This window comes from Acidiferrobacter sp. (assembly GCF_054609335.1).
This window is the reverse complement of record NZ_JBTRWP010000014.1, coordinates 1-12,315: the sequence shown is the minus strand read 5'-3', so window position 1 is coordinate 12,315 and position 12,315 is coordinate 1. Positions and strand designations below refer to the sequence as shown.

Sequence of the window (12,315 nt, the reverse complement as noted above, 5' to 3'; positions counted from 1 at the left end):
TACAATCGCCGGATATCGGATTATATCGCGTGGCACGGGCCGCGCCCAAAAGAGGACAGCATGGCCAAGAATCGCACGGACTCTGGGGAAAGGATTGTAGTCGGGCCGGATTTTCGTTTGCAGGTGCCGGATCGGCCGATCATCCCTTTCATCGAAGGCGATGGTATCGGCGTCGATATCACGCCGGTCATGCGACGCGTGGTCGACGCCGCAGTTTCCAAGGCCTATGGCGCGGCCCGCGGCATAGTCTGGCGCGAGATCTACGCCGGCGAGAAGGCCCATGCGCGCACCGGCCATTACTTGCCCAAGGAGACGCTTAAAGACATCGGCGATTATGCGGTGTCGATCAAAGGACCCCTCACAACACCTGTGGGCGGCGGTCTGCGGTCCCTGAACGTGACGCTGAGGCAGGAACTCGATCTGTACGTATGTCTGCGCCCGGTGCGCTACTTCGCGGGCGTTCCCAGTCCTTTGAAGGAGCCGGAGAAGACCGACATGGTCATCTTTCGCGAGAACTCGGAGGATATCTACGCCGGCATCGAGTGGCCGGCGCAGTCACCGGAGGCGCAAAAGCTGATCAAGTTTTTGACCGACACCCTGGGCGTGAAGTCGATCCGCTTCCCGGAGACTTCCGGGATCGGTATCAAGCCCGTGTCGCGCGAGGGGACCGAGCGGCTGACGCGCCGGGCTCTGCAATACGCTATCGCCCATAAGCGGCCTTCGGTGACCTTCGTGCACAAGGGTAATATCATGAAGTTTACCGAGGGCGCCTTCCGGCAATGGGGCATGGACCTCGCGCGCCGAGAGTTCGGGGCGACGGAGCAGGATGGCAGGCTCGTAATCAAACGCGCCGATGGCGGCTCGGTGGTAATCAAAGACGTCATCGCCGACGCCTTTTTGCAACAGATCCTGCTGCGGCCGGAAGAGTATAGCGTGATCGCCACCCTCAATCTGAACGGCGATTACATCTCCGATGCGCTGGCAGCCCAGGTGGGCGGCATCGGCATGGCACCCGGCGCCAACCTCTCCGACAGCGTGGCGATGTTCGAGGCGACCCACGGCACGGCACCCCGCTACGCGGGCCAAGACAAGGTGAACCCGGCGTCCCTCATCCTGTCGGCGGAGATGATGTTGCGCCACATCGGCTGGGGAGAGGCCGCGGACCTCATCCTGCATGGCATCGGCGGGGCTTTGGCGGCAGGTCAGGTCACCTATGATCTGGCGCGGCTGCGTCCTGGCGCGACCGAGGTGAGTTGCTCGGGTTTCGGTAATGCCATTATCGCGTTCATGGCCTGAAGTCCGCGCGCGGGTGCGTATCGTGGGCGGATCAAAGTGATGAGCGAGTGACGGCGGGCAGTCTGGCAAGGGGGTTTGGGCCGGTCCGCCGGATCCTGGCTGCAGCGCTTTGGCTTACCTCTGCGGCTTGCGCGCACTATACGGCCCGGCCGCTTTCGCCGCAGGCCGTCAAAGGGGCGCTCGCCCCGCGTTTGCCGACGGCGCTTTGGGTGCGTCGTGCCCACCTGTTGTTGCCATCCTTGCCGCCGCTTGTGGTACATAAGGGGCAGCGGCTCACTCCGGACCTCGCGGCGGTGGTGGCGGTGGTCGCCGATCCCGCGCTACGCGCGGAGCGTGCGCAAGAGGCGCTGGCCCATGCGCAGGTCCTGAGCGCCGGGCTCTTGCCGAACCCGATCTTTTCCTATGGGCTTGGGATACCGCTGTCCGGAACTGGGCTCACGCACGCCTTTCGCGTAGGTCTCGGGCTGCCGATCCAGTCACTCGTGACGCGCGGCCCCCGGGTGCGTGCCGCACGCCTCCATGCCCAGGCTGTCGACCTGACGGTCGCGTGGCAGGAGTGGCAGGTGGCGGCAAAGGCCAAGTCGCTGGTCTATGCCCTGCTCGCCGGGCGTATGCAGCAGCGGCTCTTGGCCCACGAGGTCCACGCCTTGCGCCGTAGCGTCGCGATCCTGGCGGACGGTGAGGCCGCGGGCTATGTGACGCTGGGCGTGGCCGGAGCCGCGCGGCTCGCGCTCCGTCAGACCGAAGTCGTCGAACTTGCGGTACAGCGCCATCTGGCCGATGTGGCGCTGCAGCTGCGCGGTCTGCTCGGCCTTGGGGCGCATGCCCCCTTGCGACTCACGCGCCGCGATGTGCACGCGTGGCATGGACGCGGATGTATGCGCGCGGCGCCGTGGCTCAACAGGCTTGCTAAGCGGCGATTGGATCTGCTTGCGCTGCGCAAGGGCTATCGGAGTCAGGATGCGGTTTTGCGGGAGGCGATCGCCGCCCAGTTTCCGGCGATCACGGTGGGCGTCAATCGCGCGCGCGATACCAGTGATATTAATACCATGGGCGCGGGCGTCTCGATCAGCTTGCCGATTTTCAACCACAATCAGGGGGCGATCGCGGAGGCGCGGGCCACGCGCCGTGCCTTGTTCCGGGCCTATGCCGCGCAATGGTTCGCGGCACGCGCCAGCATCCATCAGTTGACAGTGCGTATGCGCTATGTGCGTCGCGAGCTCGTGAGGACCAAGTCTTCGGTACGCGCCCTGAAGCATCTGGAGACGGTCTACCGCGGGGCGCTTGCCAAACACAGTATTGCCGCGCTCACCTATTATCAGCTTCTGGAGCAGCTCGTCAAAGAGCGCTTGGTGCTTTTGCAGGACCGCGCCCAGCTCGACCAATTGGCGGTGGCCGTGGAGGCAGCAAGCGGGAGGTTTGAATGGCCAAAGACATGCGTCGCGTCCCCTTAAGGCGCGTGGCGGGGGCCGCCATCGTCGTCATGGCCCTCGTGACCGCCTGGGTATGGCTGCACGGGTCGAAGTCCGGCAAGGGGAGCCTACCACAGCCGACGGCAACCGTGCGGGTCGCACCGATACGGCAGGCTTCGGTCATTAAGCGACTCGTGGCCTATGGGCGCGTGGTGGCGGCGCCATGGGCGGTCCATAGTCTGGTGGAACCCTTCGAAGTCTCGATCAGCCGGGTCTTCGTCAATCGGGGCCAGAGCGTGGGCCAGGGGGCGACCTTGCTTCAGGTGCGGCCTGGGCCTGCCGCGCGGCTTGCGCTCTTGCAGGCACAAAACGATTATCGCCTGGCCAAGATCGCCTTGCGTGATGAGCGCATGCGCCTGCGTCTAAAGCTTGCCACGCGCGCGGGTTTCCTGCGCGCCCGCAAGGCCTTCGATACGGCACGGCTGTCCTTGCAGATCTTCCAAGCCGAAGGCCTCCGTCGGCGCATGATTGTGACGGCGCCTGTGAGCGGCGTCGTGAGTCACATCGGGGTGGAGGAGGGCTCGACTGTGAGCCCGGGGCAGGCGCTCGTGACGCTGATCGCCGGCGATCGGCTCGAGGTGCGGCTGGGCGTAGAGCCGGAGGACGTCCCCAACATACGCGTGGGCGAGCGCGTGCGCCTGTCGTCGTTCGAAGGGGTGGCAAGTCAGCGGATTCATGGCCTGGTGTCGGTGATCGCGCGGGTCATGGATCCGGCGACTCACATGATCAATGTCTTCGTGACTCTGCCGGCTTCCAATGCCTACCTGCTTGGAGAGTATGTGGAGGGACGTTTCACCACTGCCTCGCCGCCGGGCTTGGTGGTGCCGCGCTCGGCGGTGCTACCGTCCGGACATCACTTCGTGCTCTATACCGTGACCCATGGGCGGGCGGTACGCCACCGTGTCGAGCTGGGGCCCCACAACGGCTATGTCGCGCAAGTCGCAGCGCCGCACCTGCGCGCCGGGATGCCGGTCGTGGTGCTCGGTAACTACGAGCTTGCGCCAGGCATGCGTGTTCGGATCGCCCCATGAACTTAAGTGGCTGGATCCAGCGCCATCGGCGCTCCTTGCTCTTTCTGCTGGCGCTCTTGGTGCTGGGCGGGGTGTACTCGGCGACGCGCCTGCCAGTCGCGCTTTTTCCGCATGTTGCCTTCCCGCGCGTGGAGATCTACGCCAACGCAGGCGATCGGCCGGCGAAGCGTATGTTGATCCAGGTGACCTATCCGGTCGAGCAGGCAGTACGCGGGATTCCGGGGGTGGTGGGGGTACGGTCGACGACAAGTCGCGGCAGCGCCGACTTCTTCATCAACTTCCATTGGGGCGAGAACATGACGACGGCGACGCTGGAGGTCCAGGCCGCTCTGGCTGAGATCGGCCGCCGTCTGCCCACCGACACAACCTTCCAGGTCCGGCGCATGCGCCCGACTATTTTCCGGATGCTCGCCTATACCTTCACATCGCGCCGCGTGTCGCAGGTGACTCTGCGCGACATCGCCCGCTATCAATTGCGGCCGCTCTTGTCAGCGATCCCTGGGGTGGCGCGTGTGGGTGTCATAGGGGGGCGCATCGAGGAGTATCGCGTCACCGTCAATCCGGCGCGACTTACCGAATATGGGCTCACCATAAGCGACGTAAACCGCGCCCTTGCCAATAGCAATGTCTTGCGCACGGTAGGCCATCTCCAGGAGGCCTACCGCTTTTATCTGGTGATCTCCAACAACAGGCTCCATCGCGTGCGTGACATCCGGCGCACGGTATTGCGTTCCGGGGGGAACGGGATCGTGCGCCTCGACGAGGTGGCGACGGTCGCACGTGCCCTGAAACCACAGTGGACCCAGGTGCTGGCCGATGGCCAGCCGGCGGTGAGCGTTCAAATCTACCAACAGCCGGGCGGCAACACCGTTGCGATCACACACGCCGTGAAGAAGGTCTTGCAGCGGTTCGAAAAGGGCCTTCCAGCGGGCGTGCACGTCAAGAAGTGGTACGACCAGAGCACGCTGATTCAGGGTGCGGCCAATAGCGTCCGCGACGCGGTCTTGATCGGTGCCTTGCTCGCGGCGCTCGTGCTGTTCGTCTTTCTGCGCAACACGCGCATCACCTTCATCGCGCTCATCACGGTGCCAAGCGTGCTCGCGGCCACCATCCTGCTGCTGTTTGTGCTCCATATGAGCTTCAACATCATGACGCTCGGTGGCATGGCGGCCTCGGTGGGTCTCATTATCGACGACACCATCGTCATGCTCGAACACATCATGCGCAGGCTGCATGAAAGGCGCCCTGAGCCGCGTCGCGCGCGTGTCATGATGGCAGTTCATGAGTTTTCGCGGCCCCTCGTCGGTTCATCGGCCTCGACCATCATCATCTTCGCGCCACTCGCTTTCTTGTCCGGCGTCACCGGGGCCTTCTTTCGCGCACTGTCGCTGACCATGGCAGCCAGCCTCATCATCTCCTTTCTTGTGGCGTGGCTTGCGGTACCCATCCTCGCCGACCACTTCCTGCAGGCCCGCGACCTCGAGGCCGGGGAAGGCGGGGAGTGGACCCGCCGTGCCCATGCTTTTTATGAGCGTATTATGCGCGCCGTGTTCCGTGCCCCGCGCCGCCTGTTCGTCGTCATCGTGGGATTCGTGGCGCTTGGGGTCGCGGGCTTCACGCTGACGGGGTCCGGTTTCATGCCGGCCATGGATGAAGGTGGCTTTGTCTTGAACTACCGGGCCGCGCCCGGTACCTCGCTCAAGGAGACCGCGCGCCTACTTAGGAAGGTACAGCACATCCTGAGCGCGAACCATTATGTGCAGACCGACTCGTTGCGCACAGGGCTGCAACTCGGGGGCGGGATCACGGGCACCAACGAAGGCGATTTCTTCGTCTTGCTAAAGCCTTATCCACGACCAAACATCTGGCAGATCATGACGGACGTCCGGCGCAAGATTACCGCGCGCGTGCCGGGCCTGAGAATCAGCACCAGCCAGCCCATGCAGGATCTGATCGGGGACCTGACGGGCGCGCCGCAGCCTGTGGAGATTAAGGTCTTCTCCGACGATGGGGCGCTATTGCGGCGTTTAGGCCCCGCGATCGCGGCGAAACTCCGGCGCATTCGTGGCATCGTCAATGTGCGCGATGGGATTGTGTATGCCGGCGATGCCGTGGATATCCGCGTGGACCGCGCCAAGGCGGCCCTGGAGGGTGTAGACCCGCAGAGCGTCACAAGCCAGCTGCGCGCCTACTTGAATGGTACGGTGGCGACCGCCGTGCAGCGCGACGTGCGTATGATCGGGGTGCGGGTATGGGTGCCACGGCTGATGCGCCGGTCCCTAAACGCCATTCGCAATCTGCGCTTACGCGCGGCCAACGGCCACCTGTTCCCGTTGCGGGCGATCGCCACGGTCAGTCGCTTGAACGGCCAACCCGAGATCGCTCGGGACAACCTAAAGCGCATGATCCCGATCACAGCGCGCATCTCCGGCCGCAGCCTGGGCGGCGTCATGCATGACGTGAAGCGGCTCATGGCGCGCCCAGGCATTCTCCCTCCAGGGGTCTACTCGACCTTAGGCGGCCTTTATGTGCAACAACAGATCGCCTTCGCGGGCCTTATAGCCGTGTTCGGAGCCGCCGTAGCCCTCGTCTTCCTGTTGTTGCTGTTTCTCTATGAGCGCTTCCTCGTGACCTTCGCCTTGATGGGGACGACTCTGTTGGCCTTGTCCGCCGTGTTCGTCGGCCTCTGGGTGACCGGGACCCAGCTCAACATTTCCTCGATGATGGGCATGACTATGGTGGTTGGTATCGTCACGGAGGTCGCCATTTTCTACTACTCCGAATACCAGGAGATCGAGAATGGCGATCCGGTGGAGGGCTTGATCCTAGCGGGCAAGAACCGTTTGCGACCGATCGCCATGACGACGCTGGCGGCGATCCTGGCGTTGCTGCCGCTCGCCTCCGGCTGGGGGCAGGGTTCAGCCATGCAGCAGCCGCTCGCCATCGCCATCATCTCGGGCCTGCTCGTCCAACTTCCCTTGGCCCTCGTGGCCTTGCCGCTATTCCTGTCCTGGGGGATGAAGCGCCGTTCGTCCGGCGCCTAAGAAAAACCCGGCCAAGCCGGGTTCAGGGTGCTATGATGATCTCGTATGGGATTCACACGGCACGGATGTTCGATGCCTGCGGCCCCTTGGGGCCGTGTTGCACCTCGAACTCGACCTCTTGGCCCTCTTTTAGGGTCTTGTAGCCGTCCATCTGAATCGCCGAGAAATGGGCAAAGACGTCGTCACCTCCGGTGCTCGGCGAGATAAAGCCGTAGCCTTTGCTCGCGTTGAACCATTTCACAATACCTGTTGCCATACCGTGATCCCCCCTGCTGATAGCTTGCCACCCGCGCAGCCGTGCTTGAAAGCCGCTCGTATTTCAGGTAATGCTGATATAGGAGTCGTACAGCGGGCCCGGCGCTATTCATGCTTATTTCTCTAGTCAAGTCAAGATGGCGACAGGTGGGAGAGGGAGGTCTGGACGGGTGGGCGCGATAGGCAGAGAATTCGGCGCACGAATGCGGTTTTTTAAGAAGGAGGTCATCGTGTTAGCGGGACGGACTGATCATGCCCCTTAAGCAGCCAGGCGATCTCTCCGACTTGGATGTCCAGGAGGCGAAGCCTAAAGTCGCTTTGCCACCTCTGTACAAGGTGATTATTCTGAACGACGACTATACGCCTATGGACTTCGTAGTTTTGGTGCTCGAGCGCTTCTTCAACAAGAATCGCGAGGAGGCCACGCGTATCATGCTGCATGTGCATCAACGTGGGCTAGGAGTTTGCGGCGTATATACAAGGGAAGTCGCCGAGACTAAAGTAAGACAAGTGACAATTTTTTCGGGCGAGAACCAGCACCCACTGCAATGCACGCTGGAGCCCGAGTAAGGGTCGGATTTTACATGATTTGGAGGTGTTCCTTCCCATGTTATCCCAGGAACTCGAATTTTCCCTCAACATGGCGTTTCAGGAGGCCCGCGAGAAGCGCCATGAGTTCATAACGGTCGAGCATCTGCTGGCGGCGCTCCTCGACAATCCGAGCGCCGCGCGCGTGCTACGCGCCTGCGGAGGCAACATCGAGGAGCTGCGTCGCAGCCTGACCGCGTTTTTGCGGGAGAACATTCCCACGCTCGCGCCTGGAAGCCAGGTCGAGACCCAACCGACACTCGGATTTCAACGCGTCATTCAGCGCGCGGTTCTGCACGTGCAGGGTGTCGGCAAGAAGGAAGTCACGGGCGCGAACGTGCTGGTGGCGATCTTCAGCGAGAAGGAGTCGCACGCGGTCTATTTCTTGCAAAAGCAGAACATCACCCGCTTTGATGTCGTGAATTACATCTCCCATGGCATCTCGAAAGTGCCGGGCGAGGGGCACGAGCTGTCTGCGTCCGAAGAGCAGGAAGAGGGGGCGAGCACCACCGAGCGTGGCGCGCTGGACGTCTTTGCCGTGAATCTGAATGAGCAGGCACGACTCGGTAAGATCGATCCTTTGATCGGACGCGATCATGAGATGAGTCGCACGGTGCAGATCCTTTGTCGGCGGCGCAAGAACAACCCCTTGTATGTGGGCGAGGCCGGCGTCGGCAAGACTGCTATTGCCGAAGGACTGGCCAAGAAGATCGTCGACGGCGAGGTGCCGGAGGTCTTGGCACATAGCACCATCTACGCCCTCGACATGGGCGCGCTCTTGGCTGGAACGAAGTATCGGGGTGATTTCGAGAAACGGCTGAAGGCCGTCATTACACACATGAAAAAGCAGGAGAGCGCCATTCTCTTCATCGATGAGATCCATACCATCATCGGTGCAGGCGCCGCCTCAGGCGGGGCGATGGATGCCTCCAATCTGCTGAAACCCGCGCTTGCCTCGGGCGAGTTGAAGTGCATCGGTTCCACCACCTATCAGGAATACCGCGGAATCTTCGAGAAGGACCGGGCGCTTGCGCGCAGGTTCCAGAAGATCGATGTTCCCGAGCCGTCGGTGGAGGAGGCCGTACAGATCCTACGCGGGCTCAAAGGACGATTCGAGAAACATCACGGGGTACGCTATACGCAGCAAGCTTTGCGCACTGCCGTGGAGCTGTCGGACCGCTATATAGGTGACCGCCACCTGCCCGACAAGGCGATCGACGTGATCGACGAGGCCGGTGCGAGCGTGCATTTGAGCGCGCCTAGCAAGCGCAAGAAGACGATCGGCGTACCCGAGATCGAGGAGATTGTGGCGCGGATCGCGCGTATCCCGCAAAAGCACGTCTCCACGTCGGATCGCGAGGCCTTGCGGAACCTCGAACGTGACCTGAAGCTTGTAGTTTTCGGCCAAGATGCCGCCGTCGAAGCGCTCGCCGCGTCGATCAAGATGGCGCGCTCGGGATTGCGCGAAGGCGAGAAGCCGATCGGCTCCTATCTATTCTCTGGCCCCACCGGTGTGGGCAAGACCGAGGTCACGCGGCAGCTGGCTTACGTCCTCGGGTTGCAGCTCGTGCGTTTCGACATGTCGGAATACATGGAGCGTCATACGGTGTCACGCCTCATAGGTGCCCCCCCGGGCTATGTGGGCTTCGATCAAGGCGGGCTTCTGACTGACGCCATCAATAAGCACCCGCATTGCGTGCTTTTGCTGGATGAGATCGAAAAGGCCCATCCCGGAGTCTTCAATCTGCTTTTGCAGGTGATGGACCACGGGACGCTCACCGATAACAATGGCCGCAAGGCGGACTTCCGGCATGTGATCATCGTTATGACCACTAACGCGGGGGCCGACCAGATGGGCCGCTCGGGGATGGGCTTCATGCCGGCGGAGCACGCAGGCGAAGAGTTCGTGGCGATCAAGCAGACATTTACGCCCGAATTTCGTAACCGGCTGGACGCCATCGTAAGCTTCAGCCCGCTGTCACCCGACACGATCGCCCATGTGGTTGACAAATTCGTAGTTGAGCTCGAGGGGCAGCTCGAAGAGAAGGGGGTTTCGATCGAAGTGGAGGCTTCGGCGCGGACTTGGCTCGCGCTCAAGGGTTACGATGTAGCGATGGGGGCGCGCCCCATGGCGCGCCTCATTCAGGAGCGCATCAAGAAGCCGCTTGCCAACGAACTCTTGTTCGGGCGCCTTGCCAATGGCGGCACCGTGAACGTACGGGCCGAGAACGACAGCCTCGTGTTCGATTATGCCGAAAAACCGGTGGGTGTACAGGAGTAGCCCGATCCTATGGCGGCCGCAGGCCCTGCGCAGTTCGGCGCAGAGTCTGCTGCCCTCATGTCCGCTCTACGAACGAGTCCCCACGCGCGACGAATCAGGCCACTTGTTGAGCGACTTCATGATGTTGTTCCCAGGGCTTCGGGAGCGGTCGCAACCCGAGTGCCACGCGGTCCTGAATCAGGTCGATGGCGTGCTGAAGGCCTTTCCGGAGGTCGTATTCGCGGATATGAACCTGAATCTCAATCTCTTATGGGTCAGCGTGCGGGCGCGACCAGGCGTCATACTCGACATTGCGTGTTGTCTGAAATTTCACGTGCCGGAGGCGCTGCTGGTGGGTCCCAAAACCGCGTAATGGGAGCAGGCCGCAAACCGTAGCGAGGGCCCCGGCGTGATGGATGATGCGGTCGATGAGGGAGACCGTAGACGTCCCTCAGTGTCGACCGTCAAGCATGCGTCGCAATTCCTGCTGCTTCGCATAGGCGTCCGGAAGACTCCCGTACCGCAAGGAGGCGGTACAGTCCCGCAAAGCGCCCTTCAGGTCCCCAAGCTGCATCTTGTCATAGCAGCGGTCGTTATAGGCAATTGCCATGTCATAGTGATCGTCGTAGGCCTTTTTGAACAAGTAGGAATAGCGGTTCAGCGCATCCAAGCTCTCCTGCCATTGGCCTTCGCGATCATAGACCACCGCGACCGCAATACCGGCATAGTCCCGATAGCCGCTCTCGGAACTCGCTACAAGCCCATAGTCGCGCACAGCGGCGCTACTTTTGCCCAAAACGTCCTCGATCCGCCCAAGCCAAAAGCGCGTCTGAAGGTTACCGTCAGCCGCCACAATTGCCCTGCATGTGCCGAGTCCCTGCCGATAGAGCTTCAGGCGAAATAGTGCCGCGCACTGCAGAGCGGCGTATCCGGGTCGCGCGCCCTCACCACCCAGCAGTCGCGCTGCGGCCTTTTCATAGACCACCACCCGCCGAAAGTCATGCTTCCGGTTATATATGGAGGCCAAGTCTGTGTAGATGGCCGCTCGCGCGCCATCCTCGACATAACGGCTCGAAAACCGGCTATTCGCAAGATCCGACAATGACCGCTTGTCCAACGTCTCAGCATTAGCCATCTGTCCATGCTCGTACCATACGAGCGCCGCCATCCGGTCTATCATGAAATTATTCTTGGCCGTATCGCGCGCCACGAGTTGGGTATCACTCCCGAACGTTCTGGCCGCCACCTGCAGAAAGCTGGCGGCCGTATGCCCTCCACCACTCGTCATGATCATACCCGGCAATATCCGCCCCAGTTCGTCACTAAGTGCTAGTCCCCTCACTCCTTCGCGGCGTTTTATAGCGGCGTACGCATCCTCGCGCAAGCCAGGTTCAGTCACCCTGCGCATGACCATTTGGACGCAATGATCCATTTGCGGCGCGCGCACCACGGCGCCACAGACATCTGATGAGGCGCCAAGAAGTTGCGCGTACAGATTCACATACAGCATTCTGAGCGGCGATTCCGCGGGTGTCTCGCCCGCATACTTCGCCACGAACCGGTACATATCCCGGGTCGTTCCCCCCCACTTGGGTTGCAAGGCGGAAAGCCGGATTCGATACAATGCATAATAACCCGCGAAGGCGCGTATGGCCTCGTGAAACACAGCTCTCTGTGCTGTATTCGCGCCGGTGCTTTTTAGAATCCGGAGATACATGCTCCAGGCGTATGGGTCCCGGCGATTTATCTTCAGGGCCTCGCGGGCATCTTGGGCCGCAAGATCCATGGCAAATCCAAAGGTCTCCTGATTATTTGCGCGCACATCATTGGCAAATCCATTGCCACGTATCCACCATCCGATATTGAAGTAATAATTGGCGCGCACGAGATGGGCTATCGCCGAACTGGGTCTGGCCAGAACCCATGCGTTAATGCCCCTTGCAAACTTGGCATCCCCAGGCGCAGTTAGGGCGGCCATGAATGCCGTAAATGGCTGGAACGTCCATGGGCCCATACGGCTTTTTTGCAATACGGACTTGATCATTTCGTCCGCCTTATCAAACTCCCCGGACCGGATCGCATCACGCGCGACCATGGCCTGTGCGAACGGCGTCGGATGCGCGGGCGGCTTCGGCGCCAATTGTTTCGCCTGATTCAGGATGCCCACATAGAGGGTTTCAGCCGGGCCCGCGACTTGAGCCGATGGCTTATGTACCGGTACACCCCACGACCTCCACGCCCACCCACAAAACACGAGCACAAGTACCACGAGGAGAACACCCAGCCTCCACTTCTGAGAAGCCACCCCGCGATTCTTGCCCACGCTTTCCGTGCCCACTATTCCACCTTGTGATGTCGTCCAACATGAT

At 61.6% G+C, this 12,315-nt stretch carries 9 protein-coding genes; 7 read left to right on the top strand and 2 right to left on the bottom strand.

Annotated features, from left to right (window positions below; translation table 11 throughout):
- The first annotated feature begins 60 nt into the window (after positions 1 to 60).
- Genes icd through ACYCTF_RS05310 form a run of 4 tightly spaced genes read left to right on the top strand, consistent with a single transcriptional unit; the run spans position 61 to position 6,843 of the window.
- The gene (gene icd, locus ACYCTF_RS05325; RefSeq protein ID WP_461282840.1) at positions 61 to 1,296 is read left to right on the top strand and encodes an NADP-dependent isocitrate dehydrogenase; all 1,236 of its coding nucleotides are present in this window, start codon (positions 61 to 63) and stop codon (positions 1,294 to 1,296) included.
- A 47-nt stretch (positions 1,297 to 1,343) separates the two neighbouring features.
- Positions 1,344 to 2,750: a TolC family protein gene (locus ACYCTF_RS05320; RefSeq protein WP_461282839.1), complete on the top strand. Its 1,407-nt coding sequence runs from the start codon at positions 1,344 to 1,346 to the stop codon at positions 2,748 to 2,750.
- Positions 2,720 to 3,799, top strand: a complete 1,080-nt coding sequence (locus ACYCTF_RS05315) for an efflux RND transporter periplasmic adaptor subunit (protein ID WP_461282838.1) — start codon at positions 2,720 to 2,722, stop codon at positions 3,797 to 3,799. The genes ACYCTF_RS05320 and ACYCTF_RS05315 overlap by 31 nt, the downstream gene beginning before the upstream one ends.
- The gene (locus ACYCTF_RS05310) at positions 3,796 to 6,843 is read left to right on the top strand and encodes an efflux RND transporter permease subunit (RefSeq protein ID WP_461282837.1); all 3,048 of its coding nucleotides are present in this window, start codon (positions 3,796 to 3,798) and stop codon (positions 6,841 to 6,843) included. The genes ACYCTF_RS05315 and ACYCTF_RS05310 overlap by 4 nt, the downstream gene beginning before the upstream one ends.
- A gap of 52 nt (positions 6,844 to 6,895) precedes the next feature.
- On the opposite strand, the gene ACYCTF_RS05305 is transcribed toward ACYCTF_RS05310, so the two are convergent.
- Positions 6,896 to 7,099 carry a cold-shock protein gene (locus tag ACYCTF_RS05305; RefSeq protein WP_461282836.1) on the bottom strand — a complete coding sequence of 68 codons (204 nt, stop codon included), beginning with the start codon at positions 7,097 to 7,099 and terminating at the stop codon, positions 6,896 to 6,898.
- Between the two features lie 251 nt (positions 7,100 to 7,350).
- On the opposite strand from ACYCTF_RS05305, the gene clpS reads away from it, so the two are divergent.
- The 3 genes from clpS to ACYCTF_RS05290 are packed head-to-tail and all read left to right on the top strand — an operon-like array spanning position 7,351 to position 10,319.
- Positions 7,351 to 7,668, top strand: coding sequence for an ATP-dependent Clp protease adapter ClpS (gene clpS / locus ACYCTF_RS05300; protein ID WP_461282835.1), 318 nt, complete (start codon positions 7,351 to 7,353; stop codon positions 7,666 to 7,668).
- A 37-nt stretch (positions 7,669 to 7,705) separates the two neighbouring features.
- Positions 7,706 to 9,967, top strand: a complete 2,262-nt coding sequence (clpA, locus tag ACYCTF_RS05295; RefSeq protein ID WP_461282834.1) for an ATP-dependent Clp protease ATP-binding subunit ClpA — start codon at positions 7,706 to 7,708, stop codon at positions 9,965 to 9,967.
- Positions 9,954 to 10,319, top strand: coding sequence for a hypothetical protein (locus ACYCTF_RS05290; protein WP_461282833.1), 366 nt, complete (start codon positions 9,954 to 9,956; stop codon positions 10,317 to 10,319). Before clpA ends, ACYCTF_RS05290 begins: the two co-directional genes overlap by 14 nt.
- 78 nt (positions 10,320 to 10,397) lie before the next feature.
- Here the strand turns inward: ACYCTF_RS05290 and ACYCTF_RS05285 are convergent.
- A partial coding sequence (locus ACYCTF_RS05285; protein WP_461284597.1) for a DUF4034 domain-containing protein occupies positions 10,398 to 12,315 on the bottom strand: 1,918 nt, incomplete at its 5' end.

What these genes read in the sequence shown, in the direction of transcription:
- ACYCTF_RS05315 (WP_461282838.1), top strand. Translation starts at nt 2,720, where the DNA reads ATGGCCAAAGACATGCGTCGCGTCCCCTTAAGGCGCGTGGCGGGGGCC.
- clpA (WP_461282834.1), top strand. Translation starts at nt 7,706, where the DNA reads ATGTTATCCCAGGAACTCGAATTTTCCCTCAACATGGCGTTTCAGGAG.
- ACYCTF_RS05310 (WP_461282837.1), top strand. Translation starts at nt 3,796, where the DNA reads ATGAACTTAAGTGGCTGGATCCAGCGCCATCGGCGCTCCTTGCTCTTT.
- ACYCTF_RS05305 (WP_461282836.1), bottom strand. Translation starts at nt 7,099, where the DNA reads ATGGCAACAGGTATTGTGAAATGGTTCAACGCGAGCAAAGGCTACGGC.
- clpS (WP_461282835.1), top strand. Translation starts at nt 7,351, where the DNA reads ATGCCCCTTAAGCAGCCAGGCGATCTCTCCGACTTGGATGTCCAGGAG.
- icd (WP_461282840.1), top strand. Translation starts at nt 61, where the DNA reads ATGGCCAAGAATCGCACGGACTCTGGGGAAAGGATTGTAGTCGGGCCG.